The organism is Nonomuraea sp. NPDC050536 (assembly GCF_044457685.1).
In the GTDB taxonomy this organism is placed as follows: Bacteria; Actinomycetota; Actinomycetes; order Streptosporangiales; family Streptosporangiaceae; genus Nonomuraea.
The window spans coordinates 348,450-365,668 of the sequence record NZ_JBITHD010000002.1; the positions used below are offsets into that span (position 1 = coordinate 348,450).

18 protein-coding genes are annotated in these 17,219 nt (G+C 71.4%); 7 read left to right on the forward strand and 11 right to left on the reverse strand.

Going from position 1 to position 17,219, the window contains the following annotated elements; translation table 11 throughout:
• Positions 1–19: 19 nt before the first annotated feature.
• Together ACIBHX_RS08600 and ACIBHX_RS08605 are read right to left on the reverse strand one after the other, a co-directional pair.
• On the reverse strand, positions 20–1,582 hold the full coding sequence (locus tag ACIBHX_RS08600; protein WP_397065580.1) for a hypothetical protein: 1,563 nt from the start codon (positions 1,580–1,582) through the stop codon (positions 20–22).
• A complete protein-coding gene (locus tag ACIBHX_RS08605) occupies positions 1,579–2,343 on the reverse strand; it encodes an ABC transporter ATP-binding protein (RefSeq protein WP_397065582.1) in 765 nt (254 codons plus the stop codon). Before ACIBHX_RS08605 ends, ACIBHX_RS08600 begins: the two co-directional genes overlap by 4 nt.
• A 36-nt stretch (positions 2,344–2,379) precedes the next feature.
• Between ACIBHX_RS08605 and ACIBHX_RS08610 the strand changes: the two genes are divergently transcribed.
• The 3 genes from ACIBHX_RS08610 (at position 2,380) to ACIBHX_RS08620 (ending at position 5,211) form a co-directional block, all read left to right on the forward strand.
• Positions 2,380–3,966 (forward strand): acyl-CoA carboxylase subunit beta, encoded by a 1,587-nt coding sequence (locus ACIBHX_RS08610; RefSeq protein ID WP_397065583.1) that lies wholly within the window; start codon positions 2,380–2,382, stop codon positions 3,964–3,966.
• A complete protein-coding gene (locus tag ACIBHX_RS08615) occupies positions 3,963–4,163 on the forward strand; it encodes an acyl-CoA carboxylase subunit epsilon (protein ID WP_397065584.1) in 201 nt (66 codons plus the stop codon). The genes ACIBHX_RS08610 and ACIBHX_RS08615 overlap by 4 nt, the downstream gene beginning before the upstream one ends.
• A gap of 106 nt (positions 4,164–4,269) precedes the next feature.
• Positions 4,270–5,211, forward strand: coding sequence for an NYN domain-containing protein (locus tag ACIBHX_RS08620; protein ID WP_397065586.1), 942 nt, complete (start codon positions 4,270–4,272; stop codon positions 5,209–5,211).
• A gap of 103 nt (positions 5,212–5,314) precedes the next feature.
• Here ACIBHX_RS08620 and ACIBHX_RS08625 read toward each other — a convergent pair whose 3' ends face one another.
• Positions 5,315–6,280 (reverse strand): DUF5937 family protein, encoded by a 966-nt coding sequence (locus ACIBHX_RS08625; protein ID WP_397065588.1) that lies wholly within the window; start codon positions 6,278–6,280, stop codon positions 5,315–5,317.
• Between the two features lie 46 nt (positions 6,281–6,326).
• Here ACIBHX_RS08625 and ACIBHX_RS08630 point away from each other — a divergent pair, with 46 nt between their 5' ends.
• The 3 genes from ACIBHX_RS08630 to ACIBHX_RS08640 all read left to right on the forward strand — a co-directional run bounded on the left by ACIBHX_RS08630 (position 6,327) and on the right by ACIBHX_RS08640 (position 9,554).
• Positions 6,327–7,541 (forward strand): MFS transporter, encoded by a 1,215-nt coding sequence (locus tag ACIBHX_RS08630; RefSeq protein WP_397065590.1) that lies wholly within the window; start codon positions 6,327–6,329, stop codon positions 7,539–7,541.
• 115 nt (positions 7,542–7,656) lie between these two features.
• Positions 7,657–9,054 (forward strand): Ada metal-binding domain-containing protein, encoded by a 1,398-nt coding sequence (locus ACIBHX_RS08635; protein WP_397065591.1) that lies wholly within the window; start codon positions 7,657–7,659, stop codon positions 9,052–9,054.
• Positions 9,051–9,554 carry a methylated-DNA--[protein]-cysteine S-methyltransferase gene (locus tag ACIBHX_RS08640; protein WP_397065593.1) on the forward strand — a complete coding sequence of 168 codons (504 nt, stop codon included), beginning with the start codon at positions 9,051–9,053 and terminating at the stop codon, positions 9,552–9,554. The genes ACIBHX_RS08635 and ACIBHX_RS08640 overlap by 4 nt, the downstream gene beginning before the upstream one ends.
• Here ACIBHX_RS08640 and ACIBHX_RS08645 read toward each other — a convergent pair.
• Positions 9,551–10,711, reverse strand: coding sequence for an MFS transporter (locus ACIBHX_RS08645; RefSeq protein WP_397065595.1), 1,161 nt, complete (start codon positions 10,709–10,711; stop codon positions 9,551–9,553). The two genes, ACIBHX_RS08640 and ACIBHX_RS08645, sit on opposite strands and share 4 nt — an antisense overlap.
• Before the next feature lie 83 nt (positions 10,712–10,794).
• Between ACIBHX_RS08645 and ACIBHX_RS08650 the strand changes: the two genes are divergently transcribed.
• Positions 10,795–11,229: a MarR family winged helix-turn-helix transcriptional regulator gene (locus ACIBHX_RS08650; RefSeq protein WP_397065597.1), complete on the forward strand. Its 435-nt coding sequence runs from the start codon at positions 10,795–10,797 to the stop codon at positions 11,227–11,229.
• Positions 11,230–11,248: 19 nt separating this feature from the next.
• Here the strand turns inward: ACIBHX_RS08650 and ACIBHX_RS08655 are convergent, their stop codons facing one another.
• The 7 genes from ACIBHX_RS08655 to ACIBHX_RS08685 form a co-directional block, all read right to left on the reverse strand.
• Positions 11,249–12,184: a hypothetical protein gene (locus ACIBHX_RS08655; protein ID WP_397065598.1), complete on the reverse strand. Its 936-nt coding sequence runs from the start codon at positions 12,182–12,184 to the stop codon at positions 11,249–11,251.
• On the reverse strand, positions 12,181–12,753 hold the full coding sequence (locus tag ACIBHX_RS08660) for a hypothetical protein (protein WP_397065600.1): 573 nt from the start codon (positions 12,751–12,753) through the stop codon (positions 12,181–12,183). The genes ACIBHX_RS08655 and ACIBHX_RS08660 overlap by 4 nt, the downstream gene beginning before the upstream one ends.
• Positions 12,750–15,683 (reverse strand): BTAD domain-containing putative transcriptional regulator, encoded by a 2,934-nt coding sequence (locus ACIBHX_RS08665; RefSeq protein ID WP_397065602.1) that lies wholly within the window; start codon positions 15,681–15,683, stop codon positions 12,750–12,752. Before ACIBHX_RS08665 ends, ACIBHX_RS08660 begins: the two co-directional genes overlap by 4 nt.
• Before the next feature lie 78 nt (positions 15,684–15,761).
• A complete protein-coding gene (locus tag ACIBHX_RS08670; RefSeq protein WP_397065603.1) occupies positions 15,762–16,202 on the reverse strand; it encodes a pilus assembly protein TadG-related protein in 441 nt (146 codons plus the stop codon).
• A complete protein-coding gene (locus ACIBHX_RS08675) occupies positions 16,199–16,585 on the reverse strand; it encodes a TadE family protein (RefSeq protein WP_397065604.1) in 387 nt (128 codons plus the stop codon). The genes ACIBHX_RS08670 and ACIBHX_RS08675 overlap by 4 nt, the downstream gene beginning before the upstream one ends.
• Positions 16,582–17,001: a TadE family protein gene (locus tag ACIBHX_RS08680; RefSeq protein WP_397065606.1), complete on the reverse strand. Its 420-nt coding sequence runs from the start codon at positions 16,999–17,001 to the stop codon at positions 16,582–16,584. The genes ACIBHX_RS08675 and ACIBHX_RS08680 overlap by 4 nt, the downstream gene beginning before the upstream one ends.
• A complete protein-coding gene (locus ACIBHX_RS08685) occupies positions 16,998–17,219 on the reverse strand; it encodes a Flp family type IVb pilin (protein WP_214320877.1) in 222 nt (73 codons plus the stop codon). The genes ACIBHX_RS08680 and ACIBHX_RS08685 overlap by 4 nt, the downstream gene beginning before the upstream one ends.

A 17,219-nucleotide genomic window follows, 5' to 3' on the forward strand; every position in this document is an offset into this window, starting at 1 on the left:
CCGGTCTCACCTCGTGGACTCAGCTCGCCTTCGACACCGCCGCGAGCAGCTCGGGCAGCTTGGGGAAGGCGATGCGGGCGGCCAGGCGCCTGCCCGCGATCTCCAGGGCCAGCCCGTAGAACGGCGCGAGCACCGCCACCCAGGCCAGCCCGATCATCGTCGGGATCACCACAGGCAGCGACACCAGCACGATCGAGAACAGGCCGCCCAGCGAGGCGGCGAACGCCTGACCACCCTGCCCCGGCGCGGCACCGCTGAAGGCGTTGAGCCGCTCGGGCACCGTGTACGGGATCAGGACGCTGATCAGCGAGGCCACACCCAGCCCGATGCCCAGCTCGCCCCAGGCGGTCAGCATGGCGGGCAGGAACATGCCCGGGTCGCCCACGAGCGCGCACACCACGGCCGACACCAGGGCCAGCAGCGGCAGTCCGATGACCGCGGTGGCCAGGTGGCGTCCTGCCAGGTCGGTGCGGACCTGCCGCTCGGAGCCGAAGGCCACCGCGTTCATCCAGAACGAGCGCCCGTCGAAGCCGTAGCTGTTGCCCGCCTGCAGCCCGATCATCAGCGCGGCGAAGGCGGGGAAGAGCACCACGACGCCGCCCAGCTGCCCGCCGGCTCCGTTGCTGAGGGAGAAGGCCAGGATCGCGGTGACGACCACGGACATGAACCACTGGACCCGGAACCTGGGCTCCCGCCTGGCGTACTTGAGCTCCTTGGTGACCACGGCCGCCAGCTGCCCGTCGGGCAGGAACCGGTCGACCAGCCCGCTCTCCTTGCGCACCGAGGCGGCCTGCGTGGAGGCGTCGGGGGTCACCAGCGCCCGGCTGAGCGCCTTGATCCACAGCCAGCCGAGCAGCAGCACCAGCGCCGCCAGCACGACGAGCTCCGCCAGCCCGGCCAGCCCGCCGTCGGCGATGGCATGCGCGGCCAGCCCCGACGGGGACCAGCGCAGCACGCTCGCCAGCCGGTCGAGCATCGCGCCGGGGTCGCCGAGGCCCCTGTTGATGATCAGGTTGGGCAGCTGCGCGAGCACCACCACCAGGACCGCCGCCACCGCGAGCACGTCCCGCCCGCGCCTGCTGCGCAGCCCGCTCGACAGCGCCGTCGTCACCAGCCGCGAGGCCACCAGGCACAGCGCGAACTGCAGCAGTACGGCAGGCACCGCGAGCACCAGGCCACCGAATCCGGAGGCGAGCCCGGCCATCCCGCCGAACGTGACGATCAGCGAGGCCAGCGGCCACACGCCGGTGGCCGAGGCGGTGAACATGCCCACCGCCAGCTGCCCGGTGCGCAGCGGGAACAGCGACAGCCGCGCGGGGTCGAGCGTGTCGTCCAGCCCGAAGGCCAGCAGCGGCACGACGATCCAGCCGATCAGCATGAACGTGTAGACCACGATCACGACCTGGGCCGCCACATCGTGCGGCGCCAGGCGCAGCAGGCTCATCAGCAGGAAGCCCAGCCCGGCCAGGCCGATCGCGAGGATCAGGGTGAAGATGAAACCGATCTTGCGCTGAGTGTCCGCGCGCAGGTTGCCCGCCAGCAGCCGCAGCTTGAGCTGGGCGAACAGCGCGACCGTGGTCACTGCTTGGCCCCCAGCCAGCTCAGCCCGGTGTCGCCGCTGTTGCGCGGGCCGCCGACGAGCTGCAGGAACGCCTCGTTGAGCGTGCGGCCGCCGCGCACCTCGGCCAGCGGGCCCTGCGCCACGATGTGGCCGCCGCTCATCACCGACACCCAGTCGCACAGCCGCTCGACCAGGTCCATCACGTGGCTGGAGAAGATGACCGTGGATCCGGAGGCGGTGAAGCGCTGCAGCACGTCAGTCAGCGTGTTCGCGCTGACCGGGTCGACTCCCTCGAACGGCTCGTCCAGGAAGAGCACCGACGGGTTGTGCAGCAGCGCGGCGGCCAGGCCGATCTTCTTGCGCATGCCGGTGGAATAGTCGACGACGAGCTTGTCGGCCGCGCCGGTGAGATCCATCACGGCCAGCAGCTCTTCGGCGCGTTGCTCGACGTCGCCCTTGGCGATGCCGCGCAGGCGGCCGTTGTAGATCAGCAGCTCGCGGCCGGACAGGCGCTCGAACAGGCGCAGGCCCTCGGGCAGCACACCGACGCGGGCCTTGACCTGGAGGGGGTCGCGCCACACGTCGAGACCGTCGATCCAGGCCTGCCCGGCGTTCGGCCGCAGCAGCCCGGTAATCATGCTGAGCGTGGTCGTCTTGCCCGCTCCGTTGGGGCCGACCAGCCCGGCGAAGCTTCCCGCCGGGACGACCAGATCCACCCCCGCCACCGCGATCTGGGGACCGTACTGCTTGAAGAGCCCCTGCGTCCGAACCGCCTCCGTCATGGAGTCCACTGTAGGAGGCGCGTTAACCTTGCGCGCATGAGCGCTGCTGAGGCTATGCCGGAAAAACCGGATATCCACACCACTGCGGGCAAGATCGCCGATCTGGACAGACGGCTGGACGAGGCGATGCACGCCGGGTCCGCCGCGGCGGTGGACAAGCAGCACGCGCGCGGCAAGATGACGGCCCGCGAGCGGGTGCTCGCTCTGCTGGACGAGGACTCGTTCGTGGAGTTCGACGAGTTCGCCCGGCACCGCTCGACCATGTTCGGGCTGGAGAGCCGCCGACCCTACGGCGACGGCGTGATCACCGGGTACGGCACGATCGACGGCCGCCAGGTGTGCGTCTTCTCGCAGGACGTGACCGTCTTCGGCGGCTCGCTCGGCGAGGTGTACGGCGAGAAGATCGTCAAGGTGCTCGACCTGGCGTTGAAGACCGGCTGCCCGATCATCGGGATCAACGAGGGCGGCGGCGCGCGCATCCAGGAGGGCGTGGTCGCGCTCGGCCTCTACGCCGAGATCTTCAAGCGCAACGTGCACGCCTCCGGCGTCATCCCGCAGATCTCCCTGATCATGGGCGCCGCGGCCGGCGGGCACGTGTACTCCCCCGCGCTGACCGACTTCGTGGTGATGGTGGACCAGACCTCGCACATGTTCATCACCGGTCCCGACGTCATCAAGACGGTGACCGGCGAGGAGGTCAGCTTCGAGGAGCTGGGCGGCGCGCACGCGCACAACACCAAGTCGGGCGTGGCCCACTACCAGGCCACCGACGAGCAGGACGCGCTGGACTACGTCAAGGCGCTGCTGTCCTACCTGCCCTCCAACAACCTCGACGAGGCGCCCGCCTACGACAGCGCCGAGGACCTGGACCCCGATCCAGAGCTGGACGAGCTCATCCCCGACTCGGCCAACCAGCCCTACGACATGCACCGCGTCATCGAGCACGTGCTGGACGACGGGGAGTTCCTCGAGGTGCACGCGCTGTTCGCGCCCAACGTCGTGGTCGGCTACGGCCGGGTGGACGGCAGGCCGGTCGGCGTCGTGGCCAACCAGCCGATGCATTTCGCCGGATGCCTCGATATCAACGCATCCGAGAAGGCAGCACGATTTATACGAACATGTGATGCATTCAATATCCCGATCCTGACATTTGTGGATGTGCCGGGATTCCTGCCGGGGACCGACCAGGAATGGAACGGAATCATCCGGCGCGGCGCCAAGCTGCTCTACGCCTACGCCGAGGCCACGGTGCCGCTGGTCACGGTCATCACCCGCAAGGCGTACGGCGGCGCCTACGACGTCATGGGGTCCAAGCACCTCGGCGCGGACGTGAACCTGGCCTGGCCCACCGCGCAGATCGCGGTGATGGGCGCGCAGGGCGCGGTCAACATCCTCTACCGGCGCGAGCTGGCCGCCGCCGAGGACCCGGACGCCGAGCGGGCCCGGCTGGTGACCGAGTACGAGGACACGCTCGCCAACCCGTACATCGCGGCCGAGCGCGGCTACGTCGACGCGGTGATCCGCCCGTCGGAGACGCGGGGCCAGATCGTCAGGGCGCTGCGGGCGCTGCACAACAAGCGGGCGTCGCTGCCGGCCAAGAAGCATGGCAACATCCCACTATGAGCACGCATTTGCGCATTGTCCGCGGTGACGCCACACCTGAGGAGATCGCCGCTCTGGTGGCCGTGCTCGCCACCCGCGACACGGATCAGCCACGGCCTGCCGTACGCAAGACCGAAACATGGCGAAACCCGGCCCGAGGGATGCGTAAGCCACTCGCGCCAGGGAAGACGGCTTGGCGAAACAGCGCCCTTCCGTAGATAGATCCCAGGAAACGGGTGTCAAGCTCCCCGGGAGTTGGGACTATCTAGAAAAGAAGGCGTATATAGTCGGCCGATCAACTAACGCCGCGGCCTGGAGGACGACATGGCCATCCCAGACCTCATGCCGCATCCCGTGGCAGCCAAGTACGCCGTACTCGTGGATGTCGGCTATCTGTACGCTGCCGCAGGTGAAGTGCTGCTCGGCGCCAAGGAGCGCAAGGAATATCGGGTGGCCGCCGATGAGCTGATCCAGAGTCTACAGAAACATGCAGAGGAACGTATTTCTGGCGAACTTCTGCGGATCTATTGGTATGACGCCGCTCGTGACCGCGTGCCCACCGTCGACCAGCGGGTGATCGCCCAGCTGCCCTGGGTGAAGGTACGGCTTGGCAACCTGAACGCCCGTGGCCAGCAGAAGGGCGTTGACGCGCAGATCAGGAGCGATCTGGAGGCGCTGGCCAGGCATCACGCGGTGACCGACACGATCCTGCTGGCGGGCGATGAGGACATGGTGCCCGCCGTCGAGGCCGCCCAGGCCTACGGGGTCCGCATTCACCTGTGGGGCGTCGAGCCACCTTATGGCACGAACCAGGCCGAACGCCTCGTGTGGGAGTCCGACACCGTCGAAGTGATCTCCGCTGATTTCCTGAGGCCGTATTTCTCCCGCGCACCGCAGCCCGTGCCCGTCACGCCGCCCGCCGTGGCACCCTCGCCCGCGCAGGTCTTCGCCGGCCGGGCGCCCGCCAAGCCGCACGTCAAGCCGGGCCAGGTGGCCAAGCTCGGGCCGTCGCGTCCGCGTGTGGAGGACGTGGGCGAGCACGTGGCGCAGAAGTGGATCCTCACCCGCGGCCGCGACAACATCCGCGACCTGCTGCCCGGGCCGATCCTGCCCACGGTCATCGACACCGAGCTGCTCATCGAGGCGGAGAAGGAGCTCGGCCACTCGCTGCGCCCCTACCCGGAGGCCCGCGTGTGGCTACGCGACGGCTTCTGGGCCCGCGTCTACCGCGAGTTCGACCTGGGCGTCGGGGTCTCTTCCAAGTAGGACAGGATCTCGTACGGCCGGCCGTGCGGACCGGCCGCCCGCCGTACTCCGGCGGAGGACCCGCGACCGGCGAGTCCGGCGAGTCGGTGACGCTTGCCCGCCGTCACGGCGCCCCGTTGACCAGGGACTCGGCCACGTCGGTCCGGGCGTAGAGGACGTAGCGGCCTGTCCGGTGCGCCGTGCAGAGGCCTGCCCGGCGCAGCGCTGTGAGGTGCTGGCTGGTTCCCGCCTCCGAGAGGTCCAGGCGGGTGGCCAGGGCCTGGGTGGAGGCGGGCTGGTCGAGCTCGGCGAGAAGGCGGGCCCTGGTCCTGCCGAGGATGGCGGCCAGCGCCTCGGGGACGTCGGCGGCCTGGCGCTCCCAGAGCGTGGCGATGCCGCGCGCCGGGTAGCGGACGGTCGGCTGGTAGGGCGGCGTGGTCACCGAGAAGACGCGCGGCCAGACGAACACGCTCGGGACGAGCAGCAGGCCCAGGCCGCGCAGGCTGCGCGTGCCCGAGGCGTGCCGGTGCCTGACGGACAGGCGTCCGTCCTGCCAGGTGATGGCCTCGTCCAGGTCGGCGAGCATGCGCTGGGCGCCGCCCTCGGCCAGCAGGCGGGCGCGGTAGAGGACCTCGCCCTCGAGCAGCGACCTGATCCGCGGCCAGTAGGGCGCCATGGCGGCCTCCCAGTAGGCCGACACCTCCCCCGCCAGCCGTTCCAGGCCCTTGTCCGGGTCGTCGTAGAGCTCGCGGATGTGGGTCGCGCGGGCGTCCTCCAGGTCGGACCTGACCCTGCCGGCCGCGCCCCGCATCGTGGCCAGCTCGAGCTCCAGGTCGGGCATCGAGGTGGAGGGCGGCGTGCAGGTGAAGCCCGCGATCGTCACCGTCGGCACGGGGACCAGGGCCGACAGCAGCCGCCAGTCCACGTCGGCGAGGCGCCGGCGGACCTCGTGCACCCACGGCTTGAGCAGCGGGTGCGCGTCCGGATCCTTCACCACGCGGACGCTGGCCACGACCTCGCCGAGCGGGGAGATCGCGAAGCGGATGTTCGCCACGTCCTGCGACGTGAAGGGCAGTTCGATTCGCTTCACACTTAATCAATAGCACTCCGGTGCGCCGTCTCGGATCGTCTACGGCATGACCGTCGTAGAAACGCCGCCGCTGCTGCGGCACTCCGGATTCCGCAACGTCTATCTGGCCGCGGCCGTCAGCCAGCTCGGCAGCCAGATCAGCTACGTGGCGCTCCCGCTGCTGGCCGTCACCGCGCTGCACGCGGGCCCTGCCCAGCTCGGACTGCTGTCCGCGCTCGGGACGCTGACCGTGCTCGTGCTCGGGCTGCCCGCGGGCGCCTGGGTGGACCGCGTCAGGCGGCGCCCGCTGATGGTGGGGATGGACGTGCTGCGGGCCGCGACGCTGGTGACCGTACCGGTGGCCTGGTGGTCGGGGTGGCTGTCGATGGGGCAGCTGTACGCGGTCGCGGTGCTGGTGGGCGGCGGGTCGCTGCTGTTCGACGTGGCCTCCTACAGCCTGCTGCCCGGGCTCGTCGGCCGTTCCCGGCTGACGGCGGCCAACTCGCTGCTCGTGGGGACGGGCGCGGGGATGGACATCGCGGGCAGGAGCCTGGCGGGCGTGCTGGTGCAGCTCGCGGGCGCGCCGGTGGCGATCCTGCTGGACGCGCTGTCCTACCTGTGGTCGGCGCTCTGGCTGCGCGGCGTCCCCGAGCCTCACCCCGAGGACGGTACGGCCGGCGGTGACCAGCGGATCCGTGACGGGGTGCGGTTCCTGTTCGGGAACCCGGTGCTGGTGGCGGCGTGCGTGCAGGGGGCGATGGCGAACCTGGCCTTCCCGCTGTGCTCGGTGCTGTTGCCCGTGCTGATCGTCGAGCAGCTGCGGTATCCGGCCTGGGTGCTCGGGGCCTACCTGGCAGTGGGCGGGCTCGGCGTGCTGGCCGGGTCGTCGGCCGCGCACCTGATCGGGCGGCGCCTGGGGACCGGGCGGGCGGTGTGGCTGGTCAGCCTGGCCACGGCGCCGGCGGCGCTCGTCACGCCGTTCCTCGATCGCGGCGGCTGGCTGGTGGCAGCGGCGGCGGGGTGGTTCGTGCTGACGTTCCGCACCGGGGTGAACAACGTGCTGCTGGTGAGCCTGCGGCAGCGTGTCACGCCGGACGGCATGCTGGGCAGGATGACCGCGACCATGCGCCTGCTGCTGACGGGCGCGCTGGGCGTGGGCGGGTTGCTGGCGGGGCTGCTCGGCGAGGTGGGCGGCGTCCGCGTGCCGATGTGGACCGGCGCGATCGTCATGGCGCTGAGCTGGGTGCCGATCACGCTCTCGCCACTGCGCAGGGAACCGTGACGAGGCGATGTCCGATTCCCGCTGATCGGTGCCTTCGACGTGCTCACCTGCACTTTCACGGCAAGGTCTGATTCCCGCCAGTCACGGTCCTCGATCACGGCATATCGTCGAGGACATGTCACCACTCGAGCTCGACTTCGACTCCTGCTACCGGGCGGTCAGCGCCCGGGACGCCCGGTTCGACGGGCGCTTCTACACGGCGGTGACGACGACGCGCATCTATTGCCGGCCGATCTGCCCGGCCCGCACGCCGGCGTCCCGCAATGTGCGCTTCTACCGGCACGCGGCGTCGGCGGAGGCGGCCGGGTTCCGGCCGTGCAAGCGGTGCCGTCCCGAGCTGTCGCCCGGCGATCCCGGCTGGGACCTGCGGGGCGACCTCATCGGCCGGGCGCTGCGGCTCATCGACGACGGCGCGGCGGACGAGCAGGGCGTGGCCGGGCTGGCGCGCAGGCTGCACATCACCGAACGCCACCTGCACCGCCTGTTCGTGGGCGAGCTCGGCGTGGGCCCGCTCGCGGTCGCCAGGACGAAGCGGCTGCTGCTGGCCAAGCAGTTGCTCACCGAGACGGCGCTGCCGGTCACCGACGTGGCTTTCGCCGCGGGGTTCGGCAGCGTCAGGCAGTTCAACGCCACGATGCGCGAGACGTACGGCTTCACGCCCAGCGAGCTGCGCGCCACGGCAGGTCCCCGGCACCCCGCCGAGGAGGCGGGGACGGCGACGCTGCGGCTGCGGTTGAACCGGCGCGAGCCGTACGACGCCGGCGGGGTCTTCGCGTTCCTGGCCTCCCGCGCGATTCCCGGGCTTGAGGTGGCCGACGGGTCCTCCTACACGCGGCTCGTGCCCGGCGGAACGATCACGCTCACGCCGCTGGCGGGGCACATCGCGCTGGACGCCACGATCTCGGACACCCGGCAGCTTCCCCGGATCGTGGCCAGGGCCCGTCGCATGCTCGACCTGGACGCCGACCCGGGGGCGATCACCGAGCAGCTGGGCGCGACCTCGCTGCGGGCGCTGGTCGAGGCGCGGCCGGGGTTGCGGGTCCCCGGCGCGTTCGACGGGTTCGAGCTGGCCGTCCGGGCGGTGGTGGGCCAGCAGGTCTCCGTGAAGGGGGCCAGGACCCTGCTGGGCAGGATCGTGGCCAGGGCGGGCGCCGACGGGCTCTTCCCCACGCCGGAGCTGCTGGCCGAGGCCGACCTGACCGGGCTCGGTCTGACGAACCGGCGGATCGCCACGATGCAGGACCTGGCGGGACGGATCGCCGGCGGCGAGATCGACCTCGACGGCGGCCAGGATCCCGCCGAGGCCGTTGCGGCGCTGCTCGAGGTCCCGGGGATCGGCCCGTGGACCGCCAGCTACGTCGCGCTCAGGGCGCTGCGCGATCCGGACGCCTGGCCCACGGGCGACCTGGTGCTCGACAAGCGCATGGCCGCCCTGGACATCCCCCGAGATCACATCGAACGGTGGCGGCCCTGGCGGGCTTACGCCGCCCTGCACCTGTGGAGTTCATCATGATCAAGGCTCAGGTCCTGCCGACCCCCATCGGCCCGCTCTCCCTGCTCGTCCGCGACGACGTGCTGGTCGCGGCCGGGTTCACGCAGGAGCCCAAGGAGATGTTCGTACGGCTGGCCCCCGAGCTCCAGGCGGAGGGCATGCAGGTCGTGGACGACCTGGGCAAGGTGTCCAGGGCGACCACGGCCTACTTCGCCGGCGACCTGGACGCCATCGACGCGCTCCCTGTCGACCAGCCGGGCACGCCCACCCGCAAGGAGCTCCACCGGGCGCTGCGCGAGGTGAAGGCGGGCACCACGGTGTCGTACGCCGAGCTGGCCGAGCGGGCGGGAATGCCCAGGACCGCCGCCAGGGCGGCAGGCTCCGCGTGCGCGCAGAACCTGATCGCGCCGTTCGTCCCCTGCCACCGGGTCCTGCCCAGCACGGGCGGCTTCGGCGGCTACTACTACGGCGTGCCGGTCAAGGAGTGGCTCCTGGCCCACGAGGCGGCGAGCCGTTCCTAGACAGTGGCCAGCGCGTGCCGGCGGGCCTGGACCCCGGCCAGGCCCGCCGCCGCGAGGCCGACGAGGCCGAGCAGCGCGGCCGTCCAGGCCGGGGCCGTGTATCCGAGGCCGGCGTCGATGGTGAGCCCCGCGACGAACGAGCCGATCGCGTTGCCCAGGTTGAACGCGCCGATGTTGGCCGCGGAGGCCAGCGTCGGCGCCCCGGAGGCGGCATCCAGCACCCGGGTCTGCAGCGGCGGCACCGTGGCGAACGCCGCCACCCCGAACAGCGTGATCGCGATCACGAAGGCCACCTGGTTGGCCGAGACCAGCGCGATGACCACGGCGAAGAACGTGAGCAGCGCGACGGAGACATAGATGCTCGGCATGACGGCGCGGTCGGCGAGCCTGCCGCCGATCAGGTTGCCGATCACCAGCCCGATGCCGAACAGCACCATCACCACCGGCACGGCGCCCGCCGAGAAGTGAGCGACTCCGGTCATGATCGGCGAGATGAACGTGATGATCGCGAACACCGGCGCGAACCCGAACACGGTCATCGCCAGCGCCAGCCACACCCCGCCCTTGCGGAACGTGGCCAGCTCCCGCAGCACCCCGCCCGAGGACGGCCGCGGCGAGGCGGGCACCAGGGCCAGCACCCCCGCCAGCCCGATCACACCGATCACCACGACGACCCAGAACGTGGCACGCCAGCCGAACGACTGCCCGATCCACGTCCCGAGCGGCACCCCCAGTACGTTGGCCAGGGTCAATCCGGTGAACATCAGGGCGATCGCGCTGGCCCGCTTCTGCGGCGCGACCACCTCGGCCGCCACCACGGATCCGACGCCGAAGTAGGCGCCATGCGAGAAGGCCGCCAGGAACCGGCCCACCATCAGCACGCCGTACGAGGGCGCGAGAGCGGACAGCAGGTTCCCGACGATGAACAGCACCATCAACGCCAGCAGCATGGTCTTGCGTGACAACCGGCTGCCCAGCATGGTCAGCGGCGGCCCGCCGACGGCCACGCCCAGCGCGTACCCGGACACGAGCAGCCCGGCCGCCGGGATCGTCACGCTGAAATCGGCGGCGAGCTCGGGCAACAGACCGTTGATGATGAACTCGGTGGTCCCGATGCCGAAGGCGCTGATCGCCAGGGCGAACAGGGCGAGAGGCATAGAATACTCCTCAGACGACGTTAGTAAGCGTGGACATTAATTGCACACGCCGACTATCGGACCATACAACGAAGGTGGACGTCATGCCAATCGCCGATGACGCCGTCGAGGCGCGCGCGCAGGGCTGGCGGCGGCTCGCGGCCCTGCACGCCAGGATCGAGGAGCAGCTGGAGCGGGCCCTGCAGCGCGAGCACGAGCTGAGCGTGAGCGAGTACACCGTGCTGGACGTCCTCAACAGGCAGGACGGCTGGCACATGCGGATGCAGCAGCTGGCCAGGGCCGTGGTGCTGAGCCAGAGCGCGACCACGCGGCTGGTGACGCGCCTGGAGAAGCGCGGGCTGCTGCGCCGCTTCCTGTGCGAGGACGACCGACGCGGCATCTACTCCGAGGTCACGCCCGCCGGCAGGGAACTGCTCGAGCAGGCGGGCCCGACGCACGACGCCGTGCTCAACGAGGTGCTGGCGGAGGCCACCGCCGTGCCCGAGCTGGCGGAGCTGGCCAAGACGCTCGCGGGCTGAGCTTCAGCGGGTCGGCGGCTCATCCCTCGCCGGGCTTGACGTCGCTCTGCACCTCACCCACCGGCACGTCGCGCGTCGCGTCCACCTCCACGGGCGCGTACTGGAACGGCACCACCCGCTCGGCCACGCGCACCGGCCAGACCGTGGTCACCTTGAGCACATACACCTGGCGCGGCCAGTCGACGGAGGCGTGCAGATAGCGCACGCCGCAGGTGAACTGGCCGCCCTTGACGTACGACTTGCCCGACGTGCCGCACTCCCCGCGCACCTCGGCCCGGTCAGGCGTCGTGCCCGGGTCGATCTTGATGTTCTCGAGCGTGGCCACCACCGTGGCGCTCATAACGCCGGGGATCGTCGCCGTGACCGAGCGGCGCGGCTGGCCGACGCCGTCCAGCCAGACCCAGGTGGGCAGGTTCACGTAGCTCTTGGCGTCCGGGTTGAGCTTGATCGCCGGCTGGGGCACGGTCAGCGCGGCCCTTGCGATCTGGGCCAGCTGCTCGAAGGTGATCCCGGCGGGCGGCGTGGTGCCCGGCGGCACCCACGCGAACGGGTCGAGTCCGCCCCAGCAGGCCCGGCCCTTGGGATCGGCGTCATTGTAGGCGGGCGTCCACCAGCGTCCCGGCTTGCCGATCTTGTCCTTGAACTGCTTGAGGAACTTCTGGAACTCCGCCTCGCTGCCGTCGGGGTGCATGCGGAACCAGTAGTCGCGCACGTCCTGCTGCGTCTTGAGCATGTTCGCCGCGTCGGGTCCCGGCTCGTACCAGCACGGGCGCTGGATCTGGTAGCCGTCGCTGGTCCCGCCCCTGGCGCCGTTGCCGGTGATGACGATCTTGGAGTTGGAGAGCTTGACGCCCGCCGTACGACCGTCCTGGAAGCCGTCGCCGCGCGGGCCACCCGGATCCGCCGGATTGACCACCATCAGCCCCGCGGCCAGCAGCGAGATCAGGCCCTTCATCGGCTGCACCCTTCTGCGCTGTGGCGGAATCCCTTGACCCGCCACACACCGTCGTCGCCGCGATGCGCCACCACGGCCTGGAGGTAGGGGGCCCGAGTCCAGGACGGCTGGCGGGCGACCACCTCGCCCGTGTCCTTGGCCACCAGCCGCAGTCCTGACTCGTCCACACATGCGTTGATCTGCGCGCCGTCGCCCATGACCGCGGCGACCCGCAGCGAGTACAGCCGGGCCGTCCCCTTCACCGACCGCCGGCCATCGGTGAAGCCCTTCACCCAGTCGTACGCCTCGCGCGCCGCGGGATCTTCGACCCGGCTGAGGTAACCGTCGTCGTCGGACACGACGGCCTTCCACGAGCCCACGTAGTAACCGGAGAGCACCTTCATCAGCGGATCGGTCTGCGCGGGCCACTCCACCAGCACTCGCAGGTCGTCGTTTATCTTGATCGTCTGCGTGTGCGGGGCCTGCACGGCTTTTGCCGCATTTGTCGGCATATTTCTGGGTGTGTACGGCTTGTCCGCTGGGCCGCATGCCGCGACGAGCAGCAGGAACACGAGCAGTGAACGCCTCATGCCGTCGACTCCCTGACCACGTGGATGCGCCACGACGGCAGCAGCTCGTCGATCAGCGCCTCGGTCTCGGGCGCCATCCCACCGCCGTACGGGTGTGACGCGGACCTTCTGGACAACCCATCCACCACGGCCCGGAGCCGGGCCGTGTCACCCGTGGCGTGCGTGGCCCGCAGCAGGTCCCGCCACAGGCCCTCGTCGTCGGCCGCCAGCAACAAGGCGGCCCGGATCGCCGCCACGGCCCCGTCGGGGTCGCCGTGCACCAGCTTGATCTCGCACAGCCGGTGCGCGGCGTCGGCCACCCCGGCCGCCACGTCGTACTCCAGCTCGTCGGCCGCCAGCCACGCGTACCTGCCCGGCGGCCTGCCGCTCAGCAGCGGGCCTCTGACCAGACCGAGCGCCCGCTCCAGCAGGACGGCCCTGGCCGTCTCGTCACCGTGGGAGCGGCGCACCAGCTCGCGGAAGAGCGCCCAGTCCGTGCGGACCTCCGGTCCGAGGCGGAGCCTGCCCGCCTCGTCCGCGTACAGGTGCGGGTTCCCGTCGCCGTCTTCGCCCAGCCAGTCGGCCACCCTGGCGATCGTGGCGTCCCTGACCATGGCCTGCACGCCGCGCGGCCACAGCACGCCGCCGAGCACCACCGGGTGCACACCGCCCGGATGGGTGGCCAGGTAGATCAGCAGCTCCGTGGCCAGGGCCTGCCTGCCTTCCTCGAGCACCTCGGCGCCGACTACCTCGATCGGGCCCAGGGTGCGGATCTCGATGGCGGGCGGGCGGGTGGACTCCAGCGGCTCGTCGTCGGGGATCGCCTCGCCGTCGAGCTGCTCCGCCGTACGGAACAGCTCGATCAGGGCGCGGTAGTGGCGGCGCGGCAGCAACTGCGCCTCGACCTCGAAGCCCAGCTCGGCGATGCGCGCCCGGCCGTCCTCGGTGATCTCCATGGTCCACGTGGCGTGCGGTACCTCGCCGGTCACCACGTATCCCGCGGTGTCCCTACGGGCCAGCAGGGCCAGGCGGCGGGCCTCGTCCTGGGTCGGGGCGACCGCGCTGAGCAGGTACTGTGCGTCGCGCGGGCTGCCGTTGACGCGCCCGGTGAGCACCTCGTCGCGCGGGGCCGCCGTCGCCTCCAGCTCGGGCAGCACCTCGGCCAGGCTGCCGACGGCCTTGATCCGGTCGGGCGCGATCGCGGTCAGCTCCTCGCCGAAGCCGACGAGCGTGATGCGCATCCGGTCGGACCAGCGGTTCGTGGCCAGCTCCACGGCCAGCGCCGCCAGGGCCGCGGTGGTCTGCGGGCCGCGGATGTTGATCAGGCCCTGCGCCGCCTCCAGGTCGACCAGGACCCTGCCGCTCGCGTCCGTGCCCAGTGACACCAGCCCCGGGTACGGCGCGCCATGCTGGCCGCCGGGGTCTCCCCCCGCCAGCAGCCGGCCCTCATGCGCGGCCAGCCGCCAGACCTGGCCGCCGTCCTGGTCGGTCCACGGGGTGGGCGGGTCGGGGTCCGGCGGGTGGATCCACAGGTCGAGATGGCGCGGGGACAGGTGGGCGGCGTACACCGTGGGCGGTGTGCGGTCCTGCGTGGCCAGCTCGGCGCCGAGCATGCGCAGGCCGACGTCGAGCAGGCGGGCCCCGGGAGCGTCGGCACCCAGCCTGAGCGCCACCTCGGCCTTGGCGGCGTCGTCGCGGGGGCGGACCAGGCGGTGGCCGAACGCCCGGCGCCACAGCTGCTCGCGGCGCCGCCTGGCCAGCACCAGCAGCAGCCCGGCCGCGGCCAGCGACCCGCCGGCGAGGTAGTCGACCAGGTCCAGGCCCGGGCTCCTGTCCTCGGCCTGCCCCGCCTCCTCCGCATCCGCCTGCTTGGCCTGTTGCTCTGTGCTCCTGGGTTTCGCGGTCTCCTGACCTCGCTTGTCCTGCTCGGCGTCCCTGGCGCCCTGCTGCGGCTTTCCCTCCGGCTGCTGAGGCCGCCCGCTTTGGTGGGGCTGCGCGGTCTGATCCGGTTGCCCGGGTTGCGGTTGCGTGCCCAGGTGGTCCTGGCTGGGCTGCGCGGTCTGGTCGGGTTTCGCCGACTCTTCGTGATGGGCGATGGGTGTCCCGGCCTCGAGATGGGCGCTCGACTCCTGGTGGGCGCTGACCGGGCGGTGGCCCGAGGTGGGGTGCTCCTTGAGGGTCTGGGCGCGGGCCTGGGAGGCGGGGACGATGTGGATGTTGCGGGCGTCGTCCGGCATGTCGAGCACCCAGCCGGGCCTGATCAGGTCGGCCATCCTGAGCCGGGTGCCGTCCGGCTGTTCCTTGTGCTGGTTGAGCCGGTATATCTCCGGATATCGGCGCCCGTCGCCCAGGCACTTCTCCGCGATCTCCCACAGGCTCTCGTGGTGGCGCCCGTGCGGCGGCTGCACCACGTACACCTTTTTGGTCTTGTGCGTGTCGAGCACCTGCTCCACGATCGGCGCCGAGAACGCCACCGCCGTCATCGGCGCCCGCACCGGCGGCGCGGTCCCCATCCTGGCGATCGGCGCCGCCACCGCGCTCGCGGTGAACAGCACGAGCACCGCCGAGACCAGCCGGTTGGCCAGCGCCTGCGTCCCGCCCGAGAACGGCACCCTGGCGGGCATCCCGACCCGCCGCACCCCGGCGTACACCTCGACGATCACGCACACGAACAGCTGGAACCAGGCCAGCCACACCAGCAGCACCAGCACCGCGACGATCGTGCTCGGCCCCATCCTGCTGGTGAGCAGGTCCAGGCTCAGCAGCTCGCCCGAGACCGGCGGCCCGACGAACCTCAGCAGCAGGTACGGCACGCCGCCCACGAGCCCGGCGAGCGCCGCCAGCGCACCCAGGCCGGCGAACACGTCACCCACGGTCCGCCTGGCCGGAATCCGCACCGGGGCGGGCCGGGGCCGCCGCCCTGTGGGTCGCGCCGGGTCTCGCGTGGGCATCGCCTCTCCCTTCTGGCGTCCAGCGTCCTGCCTGGTCGTCACCTGATCCACCGAGTGAGCCGATTCGGTCTGGCTCGGCTAGCGGGCGTCCGGGCCCGCCGTGGCCTGCCCCTCCATCTCCGATCCTGGGAAGCCGAGCGCCCCGAGGAAGAGCGCCGTCCAGCGGACCTTCACCGCCACCGTCACCTGGGCCTGCCCGCCGCCGACCGCGCAGGAGGCGGGTGAGGCGTCGGCCGTGCCGTACGCGGCGACGATCTCGTCCGCCCTGGCGCACACCTGGGTCTCGTCCAGCAGGCGGACGGTGCCGGTGGTCCTGAGGTACTCGACGTCGATGCGGTCGGCGCCGGCCCTGGCCGCCTGCTCGGCGATGTCGGTGGCCCGCAGCCTGGCGTTGATCGCCGCCCCGCCGTCCACCAGGAGCCCGGCCAGCAGGAACACCACCACGGAGAAGAGCACGGTGAACACCGACATCGAGCCACGCTCCCGCGTGGCCCGCCGTACCGGGGAAGGAGGCTTCACTGAACCCTCCTGAACTGCTCGAGCGGGACCACCGCGGTGCCGGTGAGCTGCTTGGTCGCGCCGAAGCCGAGGAAGCCGAGGTCGAGCTCGCAGGTGACCGCGGCCCGGACCTGGCCGCCCTCGCGCCAGTCGGTGCCCGCCAGCGACACCGACGCCGCCCCGCACCGGTCCTTCAGAGCCTGGTCGAGAGCGGCCTTGGCGGCGCTCTCCGCGTCGGAGATGGTCCGCGCCACCGAGGCCGCCCGCGCGGCGTCCCTGGCCGAGCCGTTGACCTCGCCCTGCGCCTGCACCAGACGTCCCGCCCCGGCCAGGAACATCAGGAACAACAGGAAGACGGGCGCCAGCATGACCGTCTCGACCGCCATCGACCCGCGCTCCTTCACCGGCAGTCATCTCCCTGGTTGTCGGGGCGGAAGCATTCGACGGGGCCGCCGGAGGTCGCCGTGATGGTGAAGGTGAGGTCGGGCAGCAGCGGTACGACCTGCACGGCGCTGCCCGTGACGGTGACCCAGCGCTGGTCGGGGTCGGACGTGCCGGTGCTGGCCGCGGCGTTCTCCAGCAGTTTGGGACCGATCGCACGCACCACGGACTCGGCCTTGGCCTTGGCGTCCGACTCCCACGAGCCGGAGTCGAAGGGGGCGGCCCTGGCCACGCGGGCGCCCTCGCGGGCGGCCGCCTCGGCGACCTGGCGGCCGTGGAACCAGAGCGCCACCTGCACGATGAGCAGCGCCACCGCGAGGATGACGGGCATCAGCATGGCCAGCTCGACCACGGTGGCGCCGCGTTCGCGGTCGCTCACGTCTTGCCGCCACCACCGCCGAAGGAGTTCTGGATCTCGCCCTGCTTCTGCTCGACGAGCGTCTTGATGAGCGTGGCGAGCCCGAGCGCGACCCCGGCGATGATCGCCGTGATGATCACCCACTCGACGGCCGACGCGCCGCGGGTGGGGGCCGTGCGCGCGCGGTGGATGCGGATGCCCAGGTAGGCCCGCAGGTAGACGATCCAGGGATGGTTCAT

Excerpts from the sequence above, each read along its gene's own strand:
- ACIBHX_RS08615 (WP_397065584.1), top strand. The coding sequence starts at position 3,963 with ATGAGCACGCATTTGCGCATTGTCCGCGGTGACGCCACACCTGAGGAG.
- ACIBHX_RS08660 (WP_397065600.1), bottom strand. The coding sequence starts at position 12,753 with ATGAGGCGTTCACTGCTCGTGTTCCTGCTGCTCGTCGCGGCATGCGGC.
- ACIBHX_RS08635 (WP_397065591.1), top strand. The coding sequence starts at position 7,657 with ATGTCACCACTCGAGCTCGACTTCGACTCCTGCTACCGGGCGGTCAGC.
- ACIBHX_RS08630 (WP_397065590.1), top strand. The coding sequence starts at position 6,327 with ATGACCGTCGTAGAAACGCCGCCGCTGCTGCGGCACTCCGGATTCCGC.
- ACIBHX_RS08655 (WP_397065598.1), bottom strand. The coding sequence starts at position 12,184 with ATGAAGGGCCTGATCTCGCTGCTGGCCGCGGGGCTGATGGTGGTCAAT.
- ACIBHX_RS08620 (WP_397065586.1), top strand. The coding sequence starts at position 4,270 with ATGGCCATCCCAGACCTCATGCCGCATCCCGTGGCAGCCAAGTACGCC.
- ACIBHX_RS08605 (WP_397065582.1), bottom strand. The coding sequence starts at position 2,343 with ATGACGGAGGCGGTTCGGACGCAGGGGCTCTTCAAGCAGTACGGTCCC.
- ACIBHX_RS08665 (WP_397065602.1), bottom strand. The coding sequence starts at position 15,683 with ATGCCCACGCGAGACCCGGCGCGACCCACAGGGCGGCGGCCCCGGCCC.
- ACIBHX_RS08685 (WP_214320877.1), bottom strand. The coding sequence starts at position 17,219 with ATGAACCATCCCTGGATCGTCTACCTGCGGGCCTACCTGGGCATCCGC.
- ACIBHX_RS08650 (WP_397065597.1), top strand. The coding sequence starts at position 10,795 with ATGCCAATCGCCGATGACGCCGTCGAGGCGCGCGCGCAGGGCTGGCGG.
- ACIBHX_RS08645 (WP_397065595.1), bottom strand. The coding sequence starts at position 10,711 with ATGCCTCTCGCCCTGTTCGCCCTGGCGATCAGCGCCTTCGGCATCGGG.
- ACIBHX_RS08610 (WP_397065583.1), top strand. The coding sequence starts at position 2,380 with ATGAGCGCTGCTGAGGCTATGCCGGAAAAACCGGATATCCACACCACT.
- ACIBHX_RS08640 (WP_397065593.1), top strand. The coding sequence starts at position 9,051 with ATGATCAAGGCTCAGGTCCTGCCGACCCCCATCGGCCCGCTCTCCCTG.